The organism is Bradyrhizobium sp. CCBAU 11430 (genome assembly GCF_028128855.1).
In the GTDB taxonomy this organism is placed as follows: domain Bacteria; phylum Pseudomonadota; class Alphaproteobacteria; order Rhizobiales; family Xanthobacteraceae; genus Bradyrhizobium; species Bradyrhizobium ottawaense.
In genome coordinates this window covers 553,980-571,312 of record NZ_LBJV01000007.1, presented here as the reverse complement: position 1 = coordinate 571,312, position 17,333 = coordinate 553,980, and the positions used below count along the sequence as shown (strand labels likewise).

Annotated in this window: 16 protein-coding genes; 6 read left to right on the top strand and 10 right to left on the bottom strand. The window is 63.3% G+C overall.

Annotation, left to right across the window (positions count from 1 at the left end; all coding sequences use genetic code 11):
- Nucleotides 1-366: 366 nt before the first annotated feature.
- Complete coding sequence (locus XI04_RS07405) at nucleotides 367-1,161, bottom strand: hypothetical protein (RefSeq protein ID WP_271608197.1); 795 nt, start codon at nucleotides 1,159-1,161, stop codon at nucleotides 367-369.
- A gap of 185 nt (nucleotides 1,162-1,346) precedes the next feature.
- On the opposite strand from XI04_RS07405, the gene XI04_RS07400 reads away from it, so the two are divergent.
- Together XI04_RS07400 and XI04_RS07395 are read left to right on the top strand one after the other, a co-directional pair.
- Complete coding sequence (locus XI04_RS07400; RefSeq protein ID WP_028145136.1) at nucleotides 1,347-1,772, top strand: YybH family protein; 426 nt, start codon at nucleotides 1,347-1,349, stop codon at nucleotides 1,770-1,772.
- 156 nt (nucleotides 1,773-1,928) lie between these two features.
- The gene (locus XI04_RS07395; RefSeq protein WP_018319867.1) at nucleotides 1,929-2,204 is read left to right on the top strand and encodes a DUF3303 domain-containing protein; all 276 of its coding nucleotides are present in this window, start codon (nucleotides 1,929-1,931) and stop codon (nucleotides 2,202-2,204) included.
- A 193-nt stretch (nucleotides 2,205-2,397) separates the two neighbouring features.
- Here XI04_RS07395 and XI04_RS07390 read toward each other — a convergent pair whose 3' ends face one another.
- The 5 genes from XI04_RS07390 to acuR all read right to left on the bottom strand — a co-directional run bounded on the left by XI04_RS07390 (nucleotide 2,398) and on the right by acuR (nucleotide 6,225).
- Complete coding sequence (locus XI04_RS07390) at nucleotides 2,398-2,892, bottom strand: hypothetical protein (protein ID WP_271608198.1); 495 nt, start codon at nucleotides 2,890-2,892, stop codon at nucleotides 2,398-2,400.
- A gap of 402 nt (nucleotides 2,893-3,294) precedes the next feature.
- Complete coding sequence (locus tag XI04_RS07385; protein ID WP_271608199.1) at nucleotides 3,295-4,041, bottom strand: CoA-transferase; 747 nt, start codon at nucleotides 4,039-4,041, stop codon at nucleotides 3,295-3,297.
- Nucleotides 4,038-4,844, bottom strand: a complete 807-nt coding sequence (locus tag XI04_RS07380) for a CoA transferase subunit A (RefSeq protein WP_271608200.1) — start codon at nucleotides 4,842-4,844, stop codon at nucleotides 4,038-4,040. The genes XI04_RS07385 and XI04_RS07380 overlap by 4 nt, the downstream gene beginning before the upstream one ends.
- Nucleotides 4,845-4,955: 111 nt before the next feature.
- A complete protein-coding gene (locus XI04_RS07375; RefSeq protein WP_038946427.1) occupies nucleotides 4,956-5,531 on the bottom strand; it encodes a peroxidase-related enzyme in 576 nt (191 codons plus the stop codon).
- 7 nt (nucleotides 5,532-5,538) lie between these two features.
- Nucleotides 5,539-6,225: an acrylate utilization transcriptional regulator AcuR gene (gene acuR / locus XI04_RS07370; protein ID WP_440264955.1), complete on the bottom strand. Its 687-nt coding sequence runs from the start codon at nucleotides 6,223-6,225 to the stop codon at nucleotides 5,539-5,541.
- 193 nt (nucleotides 6,226-6,418) lie between these two features.
- Between acuR and XI04_RS07365 the strand changes: the two genes are divergently transcribed.
- On the top strand, nucleotides 6,419-7,894 hold the full coding sequence (locus tag XI04_RS07365) for an FAD-binding oxidoreductase (RefSeq protein WP_271608202.1): 1,476 nt from the start codon (nucleotides 6,419-6,421) through the stop codon (nucleotides 7,892-7,894).
- Between the two features lie 98 nt (nucleotides 7,895-7,992).
- Here XI04_RS07365 and XI04_RS07360 read toward each other — a convergent pair whose 3' ends face one another.
- From XI04_RS07360 to XI04_RS07345, 4 genes are all read right to left on the bottom strand, one after another.
- Nucleotides 7,993-8,586 (bottom strand): hypothetical protein, encoded by a 594-nt coding sequence (locus XI04_RS07360; protein WP_271608203.1) that lies wholly within the window; start codon nucleotides 8,584-8,586, stop codon nucleotides 7,993-7,995.
- A gap of 287 nt (nucleotides 8,587-8,873) precedes the next feature.
- Entirely contained in the window at nucleotides 8,874-10,571 is a 1,698-nt protein-coding gene (locus XI04_RS07355) for a GMC family oxidoreductase (RefSeq protein WP_028145142.1), read from the bottom strand.
- 269 nt (nucleotides 10,572-10,840) lie between these two features.
- A complete protein-coding gene (locus XI04_RS07350) occupies nucleotides 10,841-12,400 on the bottom strand; it encodes an acyl-CoA carboxylase subunit beta (RefSeq protein ID WP_028145143.1) in 1,560 nt (519 codons plus the stop codon).
- Nucleotides 12,330-13,304, bottom strand: coding sequence for an IclR family transcriptional regulator (locus tag XI04_RS07345; protein WP_028145144.1), 975 nt, complete (start codon nucleotides 13,302-13,304; stop codon nucleotides 12,330-12,332). The genes XI04_RS07350 and XI04_RS07345 overlap by 71 nt, the downstream gene beginning before the upstream one ends.
- 94 nt (nucleotides 13,305-13,398) lie before the next feature.
- Here XI04_RS07345 and XI04_RS07340 point away from each other — a divergent pair, with 94 nt between their 5' ends.
- The 3 genes from XI04_RS07340 (at nucleotide 13,399) to XI04_RS07330 (ending at nucleotide 17,330) form a co-directional block, all read left to right on the top strand.
- Complete coding sequence (locus tag XI04_RS07340; RefSeq protein ID WP_028145145.1) at nucleotides 13,399-13,620, top strand: acetyl-CoA carboxylase biotin carboxyl carrier protein subunit; 222 nt, start codon at nucleotides 13,399-13,401, stop codon at nucleotides 13,618-13,620.
- A 317-nt stretch (nucleotides 13,621-13,937) separates the two neighbouring features.
- Nucleotides 13,938-15,104, top strand: coding sequence for a TAXI family TRAP transporter solute-binding subunit (locus XI04_RS07335; protein ID WP_271608205.1), 1,167 nt, complete (start codon nucleotides 13,938-13,940; stop codon nucleotides 15,102-15,104).
- A 150-nt stretch (nucleotides 15,105-15,254) separates the two neighbouring features.
- A complete protein-coding gene (locus XI04_RS07330; RefSeq protein WP_271608206.1) occupies nucleotides 15,255-17,330 on the top strand; it encodes a TRAP transporter permease in 2,076 nt (691 codons plus the stop codon).
- The last annotated feature ends 3 nt before the right edge of the window (nucleotides 17,331-17,333 follow it).

The window sequence follows — 17,333 nt, the reverse complement described above, 5'->3', positions numbered from 1 at the left end:
GCCGCTATCGTTGCCTTCAGGCCCTAGGACTCCCCAAGTTCTCGCGCCTGAGGACCGCCGCCTCGGCCCCTGGACGTTGACAGTCCCCGAGCAGCTGGCGGCGGTCCTTTCTCCTGTCTCGGCCGCGCCCCGATTTGCAACAGTCGGTTGCTGAGACGGGCCGAGCCGAGGCAGACGATTTGCGGACCCGCTAAGTCATTGATCCCTTTTGTGACCCGAACTGGAAGGACAAGCCTTTTTCCGAGTCCCAATCTCTCGGCTTGGGGTAGAGGTCAGCCACCTCCGGACCCAAATCGGCCGTGCAAGGCCCCAAAACAAACCGCAGGAGGCGCCGCGGTAGGACGTCGATTGAAGGAATGTCGTTAGCTACCGCATCAGGTGGAAATCAGGGCGGGCTGGCGCTAACGGCGGCCACAGAAGCGCCCGAACGATGAGCGGAATACCAACGGCCAAAGGTATCAGCCAGTACATGAAATGAGGCAGGTCCTTCCAAAGTGGAAGCTGCTTTCCGTTGTCCACGTAGAAGGCAACCAGCATCAGGATATACGACAGGCCCATCCCCGCGATATGGACCCTGACCCAATACCGCCAGCGGTGCCGGAGCGCAGTGCGACCGATCCAGGCGCAGGCGAACGACAACGTACCGAGGACGAACAAGTGATAGTTTTCGGCCCAGCGCATAAGCGACAGTAACGTCGCGGACGCAAAGAGCGCCAGCAGACACCAGAAATAGATCGTTCCAAGCCTAGAATGACGCCCGCGACGCTTCTGACTCAACATTGCGATTGCGCCGATCGCAACGCTCGCAAGGCCCAGGGGGATATGCACCCCGAAGATCAACGCCAGAAAGAAGTGGTCGGTTGATGGAATTTCGATGCCCGCCACGATGGTCGTTTCTTCGCCTGTCATGGCGTTACTCCCATCTTGCAATTCAACATCGACTAAGCCGGCGAAGAGAGGCGTTTGACGGCGAACGCTACGGCGCCGCAGACAATGCAAAGCATGCAGCAGCCGATCGGGGACGACTGCATAGCTTCCCGTCCAATCGGCGCTTGCTGCGAAAGGCAGCGGGCCGAACGCTGCGCCGGCAATGCCAACCCCTTCGGGCCGCGCCCGCCAGGGACGAAGAGCGCGCCTGGTCAAGCGTTCGAGCCGCGACATGGAATACTCGTCAGGTCAATTGCCCGTCAATTTTCCCCTGCGCAGCTTCGTCAATGGTGCTGACGGTAATTCTCCGGAATTGCCGTTGCGTCTGTCCAGGTCTGGGATGGGCCATTCAATGCATCCACTTCGAGACGAGACGACTGCCCCTTTGTCCGCATCGTACATTGAGTCTGGAGATGATCATGCGCAACATTGCATCGGCGATTGCAATCGTGATCGCGTTGAGCGCGCCGGCTTTGGCTCAGAAGGCCGAGATCGAAGCGAACAATGCGAAATGGATAGAGATGTTCAACAAGGGAGATTTTTCCGGGATTGCATCCCTCTACAGCGCCGATGCGACCGCGCTCCCGCCCGGCTCCGCGATGGTGCAGGGCCGACCAGCCATCGAGGTCATGTGGAAAAGCATGGCTGAACAAGTGACCGATCCGAAGCTCACAACGGTGGATGTCAAGCCACTCGGTTCTTCCGCGGCCCGTGAGATCGGCACGTTCGTCCTGAAGACCAAGGGATCGACACCGCAGGAAGTGACCGGAAAGTATGTCGTCGTCTGGGAGAAGGTCGGAGACGACTGGAAGCTCGCCACCGACATCTGGAACGACGGCAAGTAGCCGTCTTACGTCCAAACCAGCGCTTGCGCAAAAAGCAGGAGGGATCAAACCGACGCGCGTGTTCATTCGCCGTTGTCATTCGATACGCAGGCGCTATCGTGCGCATGCGGCGCAGCCGCGACGTTCATCCGATAATTCTGGTCATGGGAGAATCGCATGAAATTCATAACCACCTGGAGCGTACCTCAAGGCACCTTCAATGCAGCCGTCGCCCGCTTTCTCGAGACCGGTGGCGCACCACCCGAGGGCGTCAAGATGCTGGGCCGCTGGCATGGCATGAATGGACAGGGATTTGCGATCTCTGAATCGAGTGATCCAAAAGCCATGTATCGTTGGCTCGCGCAATGGTCTGACCTGCTCCCGTTGACCGTCACGCCCTGCCTTGAGGACGGAGACGCGGGCGAGGTGATGGCGTCGCTTCCCAAGCGTTGATCATCAAGCGTTGATCATCAAGCGAGCGAAGGGTTTTCTGAACCAGATCATCCACTGAAGCGCGATGAGATGAGGATGAATCGTCATCGCGCTTTAGTTTATTGCTTGAGCATGCACTTTTCGGAAAACCGCTGCGCACTTTTCCGGATCATGCTCTAGGGTCCAGCCGTCTCCCAAAAACTCCGGAGAAAGGCTACTTCCCTTCCTTGTTCAATTCGATCGCGACCTCCGTCATCCAGGAGCCCGGCGCCTCCATCAGAAAGGATTGACGGTTGCTCCTGGTCTGGATCGTCACCAGTGCGGCCACTGTGTTTCCCTCTATTCGCGCCTCGATCAGGCCGTCCTTGTTGGTGCCGTAGACCTTGCCGCCCTGCCGGTACTCGCTCTCGAACCAGTTGCCGGAAAGCTCCGTCCCGCTCTGCTCGATGTTCGCGGACAGGACCATCTTGTACGCATCGCTTGCGCAGCGCAGGTCGAGTGTCAACGACCGTCCCGGCCTGGTGACGTTGTACGCCACCTTGCAGCGAACCTTCTCGCGCGGACCGTCCGACGGCTTCATGGTGCCGATGCCCGACCATGCGCCGGCCAGACCGTCGAACACCGGCTCTGCGCGCAGCGGGCCGGTGCCGACGAGCACGAGCCACGCCGCGCCAATGCTCATGCGCGCCGCCAAAACCTTCAATCGCATTCTGCCAATCCTGATCTGTAAAGTCCGAGCGCGTTCTACGCCCTGATGGCCGCGGGAAGTTGTCGAAGATGTTTAGAAATGTTGCAGAGATTGCCTGAACGTTGCCGGGATCGACACATCAGCCGGTAATGAAGCCGATATCGCCGCGGCAAGTTCCCGGCTGTCCCGCTCGGCCGCAAATGCCCCGCGGGAGCGCAGGGCAATCGCATACGGCATTTTCCGCCAGCCGAGCGCGCGCCTCGTCCTTCGAGACGACCGCTTTGCGGTCTCCCAGGATGAGGCTAAGCGGCATCGGTGCCCGTTGAGAGTGCTGCCGCACACTCCGTCCTCATCCTGAGGCCCGCCAACGGCTTGCGCCTCGAAGGATGGCCACAGAGAACGTCGCCGGAGCGAAATCCCGCCTCAGTTCGGACCGGGCATATTGCCCGCGAACTGCGGATAGCACTCGCGCAATTCCTCGCGGATTCGCCCCCGGATCAAAGCAAGCGTCGCCTCGTCCGGCAGCGGCGTCGTGACCTCGCATCTCTCGTTGTCGTACGAGAATCCCGTCGTGCCTCGAATGTCGCGCCAACCATATCCCGGATGCGTGCTCTCGAGGCGGAAACGTCCCGCTTCCCGGTCGAAGGAAAACAACGCCGCATTGGTCAGCAGGGCATGAGGGCCGCCTCGCCGATAGACCGTCTCGTCGGTAACTCCAGGCGCGGAGACGAAGTCCACGCGCTCCACCAGGGATCGCAGGCTGTGCTCTTCGCGGAACAGAATGACCCGCGGCACCAGGAAGTACAGATAGGCGGAGCCGAACGAGCCGGGCCACCTGACCGGATTGTTCGGATAGTCGCCGGTGCCAACGAGATTGACGTTGCCCTGACCGTCGATCTGGCCGCCGCCGAGAAAGAAGGCGTCAAGGCGCCCCTGCGCAGCGCAATCGAACAGCTCCTCGGCACCGCCAGTGAAGGAATTGTGCTTGACCGACCCGAGGATCGAGACCTGCACCTGCTCCAATCCGTCACGCTGGTTGAGCGCGCGCAAGAGCATCGCTCCCGCCGCCGGCATCGGCGAGGATTGGCCGACTGCAACATGCCGCACGCCCTTCAGCAACCGCGAGATCGTGTAGATCATCAACTCGCGGCTGGTGCACGCCTCGCTCATGCCGCGCTCCTCGCGCCCCGCATGTAGGCCTGGAACCCTTCCGGCGAGCGCGCCGCGCGCGCGTATTTCTCGACTTCCTGTCCATCCCTGGGATATTCGGCGTAAAGCCCGGTGGGCCATCCGCCGTTCTTCAGCTGTGCCACCGCGCTCACATAGATCGCGGGCAGGACGCCTGCGGCCATCTTCTCGTCCTCGAGCAGCGACGTCTCGGAGATGCGCTCCACGGTCACGAAAGCCTGCTTCGACGCATGGGCCAGCAGCATCGTTTCGCGCCGGCGGCCCAGCCGCACATTGCCGAACCTGTCTGCTTCAGGCGCATGAAACAAAGCGATATCGGGCTGGATCGCCGAGACCACGACGATCTTCTCGCCGTCGTCGAACGGATTGGACGTCACCTTCCAGTCGTCGCGCTTCTCCAGGACGTCGCTGCCGATGATGCCGCGGATCGGCATGAACGGAACGCCCTTCTCCGCGGCCGTCAACCCTGCGAACACCGCGGGACAAGTGGCATCACGGAGGCGAATGGATCCGTCGCGGACAGCCCGGCTGAAGCAGGGCGCGCCGCCGGCTTCGCCGAGACTGACGGCGCTCGTCTCCAGCGTTGCCACGGCGCCGGCGCCGATGAGCATGTCGACCTGCATGCCGCCGATCGGTGCGCAGACCACATGGAGATCGCGAATGCCGCGATCGATCAGCATCCGAACCAGTCCTGGTGCCGCGGCGTAGTCGTCCGGCGCCAGGCCGAGCTTGCACCCCGAGGGTATCATCTCCGCCATCTCTCGCGGCGTTACGAAGTCTGTCATCTCTTCACCTCTCCCTCGATTTCCAGTCAGGCCCATCGAACAAGATCGACGTCCGGACTCGTCCGCATCATCCGAGCCGTGGCGCCGCCGATTGTGAACATGCGGACCCGGTCAACCACGTCCCATGTTGTAGAACTCCGGGTTCGGACGCATGCTGGTGACGTTGGCAAGCCGGTTGGAGAGACCGAAGAAGGCCGAGATCGCGGCAATGTCCCAGATGTCGTCTTCCGTGAACCCGTGCGATTTCAGCGTGGCGAAATCGGATTCGGAAACCTTGTAGGCCTCGGTCGAAACGCGCACGGCGAAATCGAGCATCGCCTTCTGCCGGTCGGTGATATCCGCCTTGCGGTAATTGACCGCGACCTGGTCGGCGATCAGCGGATCCTTGGCGCGGATCCGCAGGATCGCGCCATGGGCGACGACGCAATACTGGCATTGATTGAGGTTGCTGGTCGCAACCACGATCATTTCCCGCTCGGCCTTGGTGGTGTTGCCGGGCTTGTCCATGAGCGCGTCGTGATAGGCAAAAAATGCGCGAAACTCGTCCGGCCGGTGCGCCAGCACGAGAAAGACGTTCGGGATGAAGCCGGACTTCTCCTGGACGGCGACGATGCGGGCGCGGATGTCCTCTGGCATGTCGGCCAGATCAGGGACAGGGAAGCGGCTGATGGCAAGTGCCTGGGTCATGGCCTGGTTATCCTCGGTACTCGTCGATGGAAATCGGTACGATCACGCGTTCCTTCGCCTGGATCATGGCGAGAAATCCTCGCGCGAAGACGTCGAGCGCGTCGGGGCGTCTTTCCAGCTTCGCCCGCAGCACCGCGCCCTCCCAGCCGATCCAGAAGAACTGCGCGAGGCTGTCGCAATCGACGCCTTCGGGGATGTCGCCCGCCTGCTGCGCCGCGCGGAGGCAGCGTGAGGTCCGCGCCTCCCAATCCCTGAAGACGGCGGCGAGGCGCTTTCGGAACGGCTCCGGCAGCGCCCCCATCTCTTGCCCGAGATTGCCGACGAGACAGCCACGTCGATAGCCGTAGCGAGCCATGCCCGACCGCGCGTCTGCGATGAAATCGCGCAGGCGATCCAGCGGAGCCCGCTCTATGTCGTCGAACCATCGATCCAGCTTGCGGGCGAAATAGGCGGCATAGGCATCGATCAGCTCGAGGCCAAAAGCCTCCTTGCTGCCGAAGTAATGATAGAACGACCCTTTCGGCACGTCCGCGGAATCCAGGATCTCCTCGACGCCGACGGCGCTGAATCCCTTCTCGGTCAGTATAGCAACGCCCGTCCGCAACAGACGCGCGCGCGGCGCATTCGGCTGCGACTGGTCCTTGGGAGGACGCCCCCGTCGGCGCGGCTCTGGAACCGAGGCTGCTCTATTCATAATGATTTATTAGACCGACTGTCTTGCAAAATCAACCGCTCGTCGTCCCAAGGCTCAACTCTCCCGCGGACCGCATTCGTCACCGGCTGCAGTTCGAGACATCTTGCCGTTAGACTCCCCGCGCCAAACGTGGACAATAACCCGGGCACGTTACGTGCGCAGTGCACACCAAGATGCGCCAGGGGAAACGAAAATGCCGGCTGCCTTTCCGTCGTCCGAACCCACCATTCCGACCGCTCCCTTGACGGCCGAGATGCGCGATGCGTTGCGCGCGATCGTGGGTGAGAAGGGCCTCATCGAGGACGCGCACGGCAAGCAGCCATTCGTGACGGATTGGCGGGGACTGCTGGTTGGCGGTGCCGGCGCCGTCGTCCGTCCTGGCAACACCGAGGAGGTCTCGAAAGTGGTCCGGCTTTGCCATGAGCACGGCGTCGCCATCGTGCCGCAGGGTGGCAACACCGGCCTGATGGGTGGGGCAACGCCCTGGCCTGCACACACCGGCATCGTGTTGTCGCTCGGCCGCATGAACCGCGTGCTGGACGTCGATCCCGTCGGCTATGCGATGACGGTCGAGGCCGGCTGCGTGCTGCAGACACTTCAAGAGACGGCAAGCCGGCACGACAGGTTCCTGCCGCTCAGCCTCGGCGCCCAGGGCTCGTGCATGATCGGCGGCAATCTATCGACCAACGCCGGCGGCGTGCAGGTGCTGCGCTATGGCAATGCCCGCAATCTCGTGCTGGGTCTCGAGGTCGTGCTGGCGAGCGGCGAGATCTGGGACGGACTGCGCGCGCTCAAGAAGGACAACACCGGCTATGACCTCAAGCACCTCTTCATGGGCGCCGAGGGCACGCTGGGCATCATCACCAAAGCCGTGCTCAAGCTGTGGCCGGCGCCGAAGGACGTCTCTACGTCGTGGCTGGCGATCCGCGATCCGCGCGCGGCCCTCGAGATCCTGTCGGAAGCGCACAGCGCGTCCGAGGACAATGTCGGCTCCTGCGAGCTGATGAGCCGGGCCGCCATCGACATGGTGCTGCGCCATATTCCCGGCACCCAGGATCCTCTCAAGGCCGACACGCCATGGTACCTGCTGCTGGAATGGTCGTCCTCGCGGGCGCGCCAGGACGGCGCGGAGGGCATGTCCGAGAAGATGGAGCAGTTTCTTGGCCATCAACTCGAGGCCGGCCGCGTGCTCGATGCGGTGATCGCCCACACGGTCGGTCAAGCGCGCAACATGTGGCGCATCCGCGAAAGTGTCGCCGAGGCCTCCCGGGCCGAAGGTCCGGGGCTCAGCTTCGATGTGTCGGTGGCCATCTCCAAGATTCCGGAGTTCATCGCCAAGGGCACCACGGCGGTGCTCGACATTCTCCCGACCATCAGGCCCTATCCTTTGGGGCACATCGGCGATGGCAATCTGCATTTTTCGTTCATGGGGCCATCAGGCATGGATCAGCAGACGCTGACCCAATACAAGGGGGCCATCACCCGGGCCGTGAACGATCTCGTCACCTCGATGGGCGGCTCGATCTCGGCGGAACACGGCATCGGCATCGACAAGCTCGACGAGCTCAGCCATTACCGCTCGAAGACCGAGCTCGACATCATGCGAACCATCAAGCGCGCGCTCGATCCGCAGAACATCATGAATCCCGGCAAGGTGCTGCGGCTGTGACCGACGCTGCGCCCCGCGCCGACGATCGGTCGAGCGTGGGCAGGTCGCAACGATGTTGCGACCCGTCCGCGATCTTGCGAGAGTGGTGTCCGCGGCCCTCAAGCCGCCGAACCGCCGCGCGGATTGACGATCGCATACCCTCGCAATGAACGTGCGTGGATTCGCGTGGCGTGTCCGCCCGAGTTGGCGTCATAGGCCATCCAGACATCGCCTCCGAGGTGCTGCTCCAGAACGAAAACGTGTCCTCGTCGCGCAGCAACCATTCCCGGTGCGGGTGATGTCCGCGGAAATCGCAGCCAATTGGCCGCAAGATTCAATTCCGGCACGATACGACCGAACACGCGCAGAGCCGCGCCGCAGCCGCAGAAGGACGAAGGGCAACCTGCCGGACGACCACCGACGACGCGAGCCCCGGAGGCACTGGAGACGGTCGCCGGCGTGGCGGCGCCCCCAGCATCGGTCACTGTCAGTTGCGTCGAGCGGTACGCTTGCAGTGACGGCCTGGAATTCAGTGAGTATCTGGAAGTAATTGAAGACTTGAAAGTCCGCTCGCGCTGCATCCGCGAATACGAGAAGTCGCAGGGCATGGTGACGTTGCATTCAGAAGCATGATGAATGCGATAAGGTCGCGCTTCCGAAGTGATAGAGCTCAAGGCAACGAAGAGGTACGCAGAAATTACTAGCCTGTACATTGCAGGACTCCAAAATAGAGTGGTCCTGCCCCAGGCAACGAGAAACCAATAACAGTTTGGCTGAAATGGGCCTAAAGAGCGGCTGAAAATGGCTGCGTCCGCGCGACGCTGTCTGCAATCATCATAGCCTACAAATAGCGACCGAAATGATTAACTCGCAGAGAACGAATGAGCGCTCCGCGCGTCCAACGCAGCGCATGCAATCAAGTCCGGTTCGCATGGGTCGTGGATTCCGCAGCAAGCTCTCCTCGTCACTGCGCTGCCCGTGATCGGCACGACGCCGCCAGTCACTGCATCATCGCTGCTGCGATCTTCTCCGCCGACATCAACACGGGAAAGTTGGTGTTGGCGCATGGCACCACCGGAAAGATCGAGGCGTCGACGACGCGCAGGCCCTGGATGCCCTTGACGCGGCCCTGATTGTCGACCACCGCCATCGGATCGTCGGCCCGGCCCATGCGGCATGAGCAGGAGGCGTGCCAGACGCCGATGGTCGCCTTGCGCACGAAGGCTTCCAGCGCCTCGTCGTCGTTCATCACCTGATCGAAGGTAAAACCCTCGACCACGAAATTGTCGATCATGTAGTGACGCAGCGCCGCCGGTCCGTCCATCAAGGTCGCGGCGATCTTGGTCAAGATCCTGTTCCTGGTGTTGACCACGCCGATCTTGCGGACCTTGTCCGTATAGGCGGCCGGGAACGGCTTGTCCGTCACCGCCTTGACCACGTCGCTCATCTGCACCGCCGCCATCTTGCGGAAGCCGCTCATCAGGCGATCGAGATCGCGCCGGTCGGACAACAGGTTGAACTCGACGATCGGCTCTGCCGACGGATCGCGCGAGGCCAGCTTGACCTGTCCGGTCTCGGAATAGGTCTTGTTGACGAAGGTCAAGAGCGAGCCGATCTGCTCGCCGACCGCATGCCAGGCCGACTTGGAGAGCAGGACGACGAACATGTCGCCCTTCGGCACACCTTCGAGACCAGACGAGTAGCGCAGGCCAAGCTGCATGTGGCGCCTGGTGTGCTCGTTCATGCGCGCGCCGCGGCGGACAAAGGACGACAGCGAGATCGAGGGATGATCCATCAGGCGCTGACCGACACCCGGCAGTCCCATCAGCACGGGAATCCCCATATCCTTGAGATGGCCGACCGGCCCGATGCCGGCGCGGAGCAGATGCGCCGGCGAATGGATGGCGCCGCTGGAGAGGATGATCTCGCGTCCACGGAATTCCTGCTCGCGTCCGTCCACGACGGCCTTCACGCCGACGCATCGCGTCCCCTCGAACAGCAGCTCGCGCACTTGCGTGTTGGTGGAGATCGTGAGATTGGCGCGCTGGCGGGTGTCGCGGTCGAGATAGCCCATCGCGGCCGAGACGCGCTGCTCGGCCTGATTGGAATGCGTCACCGGGAAATAGCCGTCGACGAACTCGCCGTTCTGGTCCGGCAGGAATCGGTGGCCGGCCTGCTGGAAAGCATCGGCGAAGGCCTGCGAATGCCGCGTCCAGTGCTCGCGCGGGATGCGGCGGACCGGGATCCGGCCATCCTTGCCATGGTACGGTCCGTCGAAATCGAGATCGCGCTCGACCTTCTTGAAGAAGGGCAGCACGTCGTTCCAGGTCCACCCTTCGGCGCCGCGCGCGTCCCATTCGTCGTAATCGGTGGGAGCACCGCGGTTGGCCATCTGGCCGTTGATCGATGAGCCGCCGCCGAGCACGCGCGCCTGCTCGTATTTGCGCAAGGGGGGCCGGCCCACGTGCGGGTTGTTGTGGCTGACGACCTGCGTCGTGACCTTGAGCTCGGTCCAGTGGAAGCGCGGATCGAAATAGGCCGTACCCGGATAGCTGTCCCTGATCTCGGCCGGCTCGTTGCCGGGCGGCGTGTCCTGCCCGGCTTCGCACAGCAGGACCTTGTTGGCACTTTTCGCGGAGAGCCGGTGGGCCAGCACGGACCCCGCCGAGCCGCCGCCCACGATAATGAAGTCATACACGATGGCGTTTCCTGTTGTTCTTGTTGGCGGAGCTTAACGCGTTATTGCTTTGCCGTGGAAGGGCTTTGGATCGCACCGGCGCAGCTTCTCGTGTCCCGGACGCGCCGCAACGCGTAGCGTTGCTGCGCAGAGCCGGGACCCAGGAGGCTCCGGACACGCTGTGGCATGGGCCCCGGCTCTGCAGCGCACCACCGCCGGACGATGCTTCGCATCTTCGGCGGCGCTGCGCTGCGTCCGGGGCACGAGCGTCACGGCTTGGCACACGGTGCCTACGGCCGGATCGAAAAGTTCTCCGGCGGCCCGGCTTTTCGCAGCGGCTCGGCGAGGCGCGCGAACTCGCACAGCAGCGACCTTGTCTTGCGGGGATCGATGATCTCCTCGACCCAGAATTTTTCGGCCGAGCGGAACGGCGAGCGCAGCTTGTTGAGGCGCTCCTCGATCTCCTTGAGCTTCTCCGCCTTGTCCTCGGCAGCATCAATGTCGGCGCGGTAGGCAGCCTCGATGCCGCCTTCGAGCGGCAGCGAGCCCCAATAGGCCGACGGCCAGGCATAGCGGATCGAGAAGCGGTCGGCCGGCTGGTGCACGACACCCGCAACACCAAACGCGTTGCGCAGGATCACGGTGCACCAGGGCACGGTGGTCTGGTTCACCGCAGCCATGGCGCGAACGCCGTGGCGGATGGTGGCGGCCTTCTCGGCATCGAGGCCGATCATGAAGCCCGGGCAGTCCATGAGATAGACGACCGGCAGATGAAAAGTTTCGGCGAAGTCGACCCAGCGCACCACCTTCTGGCAGGCATCCGCCGTCCAGGAGCCGCCATAATGAAAGCTATCGCTGGCGAGGACCAGCACCGCCCTGCCCTCGAGTCGCGCGAGACCGACGATGATGGGCTTGCCGAAATTCTTGCCGACCTCGAAGAACGAGCCCTTGTCCACGACGGACTCGATAATGGGCCGCATCTTGTAGACCTGCTTGCGGTTGCGCGGCACCGCGTTCATCAGCGCCTCTTCGGAGCGCTCGGGATTGTCGGTGCAGGGCAAGGTCGGCGGCAGCTCATAGACCGATGACGGCAGATAGGACAGGAAGCGCCGCGCGCAGGCGAACGCCTCTTCTTCCGTATCGACGGCATGATCGACCGCGCCGGCGCGGGTCTGGATGTCGGCGCCGCCGAGCTCCTCCTTCGAGAGGTCCTGCCCGAGCGCCTTCACCACCGGCGGCCCCGCGACGAACATCGCGGACTTCCTCGTCATGATCGAATAGTGGCTGGCGGCAAGCCGCGCGGCACCGAGCCCTGCGACCGAGCCAAGGCCAAGGGCGACCACGGGAACGCGCGACAAATTCTCCGTCGTGAAGCGATACCAGCGCGTGCCGCCGATGCCTCCAGGCAGATTCGCCGCGCCCTTGGTCTCGATGGTCTTGACCGAACCGCCGCCGCCGGAGCCCTCGATGATGCGGACGATCGGCAGGCGGAAATCATGCGCCATCTCCTCCGCCATCAGCGGCTTTGCGGAAATGGACGCATCCGCCGAGCCGCCCCGTACCGTAAAGTCGTCGCCGACCACAACCACGGTGCGGCCGTCGACGCGCGCACGGCCGAACACGCAGTTCGCCGGCGTCAATTTCTGCAGCTCGCCGCTGCTATCGTACTCACCGATGCCGGAGACGGCACCGATCTCGTGGAAGCTGCCGCGATCGATCAGCTTGTCGATACGCTCCCGAACAGTCAGCCGGCCCTGGTCATGCTGTCGCTTGACCTTGTCAACGCCGCCCATCTCCCGCGCGAAGGCTTCGCGCCGGGCGAGCTCGTCGAGTTCCGGCTTCCAGTTCATTCACTCCCTCCGAATTGATCGGCTTGTTATTGTTGTGCACGGCCATTGCGACCGGTTTACGCGGGATGCGGTTGTTGAAGGCGTCGCCTTCCGCGCCCTCCATCAGGCTGCCGAGCGAACGGCCGAGCTCGAGCATCAGGGGTGCGACTTCAGCATGCAGCCGCTGCTCGTCATACATCGTGGACAGAAGGCCGATCGTGATGACGACGTAGGTCTGGTACTGCGGCGACCAGATCGGCACCGCGAGCCCGTTGATGTGCGGGCTCCAGAGGCCACAGGCCACGACATATCCGCGCTCACGCAACATCTGCCGATTGGCTTCAATGCGGGGTTTCAGGATCTTCGCAGCCTCGGGCGCTTCCCGTTCCACGTCCGCGATGAAGGCATCGCCGATCTCCGGCGCCAGCGCCGCGGTGTAGGCCGCGCCCGCGGCGGTCGAGGCCATCGAGATGCGGCTGCCGGTGCCCTCGTGCAGGCCGAGGGCGGTCGGCGAGCGCGCGAACTGCAGATAGACCAGATGGAAGCGATCGGGCACGACGAGGCCGACTGTGCCCGGCAGCTGCTCGGCGACTTCCTGAAGCCGTTGCCGGATCATGCTGCGCAGCTGCGCGCCCTTCATCATCGAGGCACTCATCGCCACCGCGCTCGGGCCGATGCGATATTTCTGATCGCGCGGCAGGTAGACCAGCTGGCCCATCCGCGTCAGCGTGTGCGTGAGCCGCGACACCGTCGAGCGCGGCAGGCCGCAGCGATTTGAAATCTCGAGATTGCCGAGCCTTGCCTCGTGGCCCTCGAAGCATCGCAACACGTCGAACGCGCGCGAGACCACCTGGATGACATCACCCTCACCGGCATCGCCAGCGAGCACACCTTGCCTACTCAACCGCTCGGATCGTCGTCCCATGTTCCCTACCGTTTGTTCCGCTGTGCGGAATTAAATTCCACTTGCAGACGACGCTACCTCAGGCATTTTGCGACGACAACAAAAAGGCGATGGCATGCCAGAAATTAAGATCGTCACGGAGGTCGCCGGGCGCGTCTGCGCAACTCCCGTGCAAGTTGGAGGAACCGTTGCGGATGGCGATGACGTTGTAATCGTCGAAGCCATGAAGATGGAGATACCGGTATCCTCGCCCGCGAACGGCACCATCACATCGCTTCTGGTGAAACTCGACGACGTCGTTGCCGAGGGACAGGCGGTCGCGATTGTCGCGAGCTGAAGTGCGTTCTCTTCGTGGCCATCCTTCGAGACGCCCGCTACGGCGGGCTGCTCGGGATAAGGTCTGTTTTCGCCGCAGATTCGTAGACCTCATGGTGAGGAGCGCCGCTTACGGCGCGTCTCAAACCATGGGCCGAGCACTCCGTATTCGCCGCGAGGCCGCATCCTCCGCGACAATGTGTCAGTCCGATGCGGCGCATTCCCGGTACGGCGTTGCCATCGCCTGATGCGGGTGACATGATCCGTCGCAAACAAAACTCTGTTTCAAACAAAGAACGAAATTCTTCGCGGCAAACGCGACGATCATTGGAGGGAAACATGCTTCGTGGGCTGCTCATGCTCGCGCCTGCCTTGGTGGCGGGCATCTCTTTTGCGTCTACACGCTATTCGTTCGCCGAAGACATCAAGCTGCCGGCGACGTTGACGTTCACCGCCTATGACACCGGAACGGCCGGCTTCAACATCGCCGTCGGCGTCGGCAAGATGATGAAGGACAAATACGGCACCGATGTGCGCGTGCTGCCCGCAGGGAACGACGTCGCCCGCCTCGCGCCGCTGCGCGCCAAGCGCGCCGTATCCTCGGCGATGGGATCCGGCACCTACTTCGCGCAGGAAGGCATGTTCGAGTTCGGCGCGAAGGAATGGGGTCCGCAGCCGCTTCAGATCCTGCTCTCGACCGTCGACTGCAATTGCGGATCGCTTGGCGTCGCCGCCGACACCGGTGTGAAGGAGCTGAAGGACCTCAAGGGCAAGCGTGTCGGCTTCGTGGTCGGCTCACCCGCGCTGAACCAGAACTCGCTCGCAGTGCTCGCCTTCGCCGGGCTGACGCAGAAGGACGTCAAGGCCGTCGAATTCGCAAGCTACGGCGCGATGTGGAAAGGCCTGATCAACAACGACGTCGATGCCGCTTTCGGCACCACCATCACCGGCCCCGCCAAGGAAGCCGAGACCTCGCCGCGTGGCCTGATCTGGCCGCCGCTGCCCGCCAAGGACAAGGAAGGCTGGGCGCGGATGCAGAAGGTCGGCTCGTTCTTCTTCCCGCAAGTCGCGACCTGCGGGGCCGGCATCTCGCCGGACAAGCCGGTCGAGCTCGGCAACTACCCCTACCCGATCTTCGTCGCCTATGCCTCGCAGCCGGCCGACCAGGTCTATGCGATCACCAAGGCGATGATCGTCAACTACGATGCCTACAAGGACTCCGCGCCCGGCGCCGGCGGCCTCGCCGCCGACCGCCAGACCAAGAACTGGGTGGTGCCGGTGCATCCCGGCTCGGTGAAGGCGCTGAAGGAAGCCGGGCAATGGAGCGATGCGCAGGAGGCGCACAACAACAAGCTGATCAAGCGGCAGGAGGTGCTGGCAGCCGCGTGGGCCGATTACGGCAAGTCCAACCCGCCGTCCGACGACAAGGCGTTTCTCGACGGCTGGATGAAGGCGCGCGCGACGGCGCTTGCGAAAGCCGACATGCCGAACGGGTTCGAGGATTAGAGTGTGCCGACATTGAGCTTGACCGTTGCTTCGCGTCAGGTGCGCCGCCTCTCCCGCTTGCGGGAGAGGTTGAGCGAGCTCGCGGCCGCATTCGAGTCAACCAACGGCCATTCGCCTAATTAGTTACCAGCCCACGCGAGGGGTCGATTGATGTCTTCCGTTTCCACCTCCACTGCCCCGCAAGACGAGGCCAAGCGGGTCGTATTCGACGATCCACAAGGCGCGGCCGGCAACATGCAGGAGGCCGAAGTCACGCGCGTGCGCACCTTGCGCGGCGCCTGGCGCTGGACGCTGGTCGCGGCGACCGCGGCCACGATCCTGCTCTGCATCAACCAGCAATTCTCGTTGCGCTTCTTCATCGGCTACACCCAGCTCAACACGGAGTATTTCTATCTCCTGATCGCGTTGATGCTGCCCTTCACCTTCCTGATCTTTCCGGGCTCCGAGCGCGCCCCGCTCGACCGGATTCCCTGGTACGACCTCGTCTTGTTCGCCGCGACTTTCGCCGCAGCGCTGCTGCTGATGTCGAACGTGCGCAAGGCGGCGGAGGCCGGTTGGGAATTCGGCGGCGCGCCGAACAACGTGATCGCCGCGGGGCTCGTGATGTGGGTGATGCTGATGGAGGCGCTGCGCCGCACCGGCGGCTGGAGCCTGCTGTTGAGCGTGCTCCCCTTCACCGTCTATCCGCTGTTCGCCGAATCCAGCTGGCTCGGCCCTTTCCGCGGCACGCAATCGACGTTGGAGCAGGCGACCGCCTATCACGTGCTGTCGGGCGAGAGCCTGCTCGGCATTCCGATCCAGGCCTTCGCCGATACCGTGATCGGCTTCCTCGTATTCGGCACTGCGCTGATGATGACGGGCGCCGGCAAATTCTTCATCAACCTCTCTTTCGCGATGTGCGGGACGTTCCGCGGCGGCGCGGCCAAGGTCTGCATCTTCGCGAGCGGCCTGCTCGGCATGATGTCGGGCTCGATCATCTCCAACGTGCTGACCGCCGGCACCATGACCATCCCCGTGATGAAGAAGAGCGGCTTTCGCGCCTCCTATGCCGGCGCGATCGAGGCCTGCGCCTCGACCGGCGCGGTGCTGGCGCCGCCGGTGATGGGCGCGACCGCCTTCGTGATCGCGCAGTTCCTCAATATCAGCTACGCCGAGGTCGCGGTCGCCGCGATCATCCCGGCCGCGCTCTATTATGTCGGCCTGTTCATGCAGGTCGATACCTACGCCGCGCGCCACGGGCTGAAGGGGATTCCGCGCGCCGAGCTGCCGCGGATCATGGATACGATCAAGGACGGCTGGTACTACGTCTTCGTCATCGCCCTGCTGATCGTGATGCTGCTCTACTTCAAGCGCGAAAGCCATGCGCCGTTCTACGCGACCGCGCTGCTGCTGGTGCTCAACCAATTCTTCTCCAAGGACACCCGCTGGACCCTTGCGACGATCGGAAAATTCCTCGAGGTCAACGGCCGCACCTTCGTCGAGCTCGTCGGCATCCTCGCCGGCTGCGGTCTCCTGATCGGCGCGTTCTCGATGACCGGAGTGGTGTCGAGCCTTGCTAACGATCTCTTGCATATTGCCGGCGACAATCCCTTCCTGCTGCTCGGCATGTGCGCGGTCACCAGCCTGATCCTCGGCCTCGGGCTGACGACGACGGCCTGCTACATCTTCCTTGCCATCCTGGTCGCGCCCGCACTGGAGAAGCTCGGGCTGAACAAGATGGCCGTGCACATGTTCATCTTCTATTGGGGCATGCTTTCCTCGATCACCCCGCCGGTCGCGATCGCCTCCTTCGCGGCCGCAGGCATTGCCGGCTCGCCGGCGATGAAGACGGGCTGGGAATCGATGTGGGTCGGCAGCATCATCTATTTCATCCCGTTCTTCTTCGTGCTTAATCCGGCGCTGGTGCTGCAAGGGCCGAGCCCGTATCTCGCCGGTCTCGGCCTGATGGGACTTGCTGCGTTCGGCACGCTGTTCATCTGCGGCGGCATCCAGGGCTATCAGCCCTTCGTCGGGGACTTACGCAGCGCCGGCGGGCTGGAATGGCCGATCCGCGTTCTGCTGGTGATCGGCGGCTTCGTGGTGGCGACACCAGGCGGCGGGATCATGCCGCTGTCGCAGTTGCAGGTGACGCTGCTGGGCCTTGCCATCCTTGCACCCACGGTTCTGCTCGCCCTGCTGCTGGTCCGGCGGCAGGCCGTGGTACCGAACGGGTTGCGCATACCCTGATTG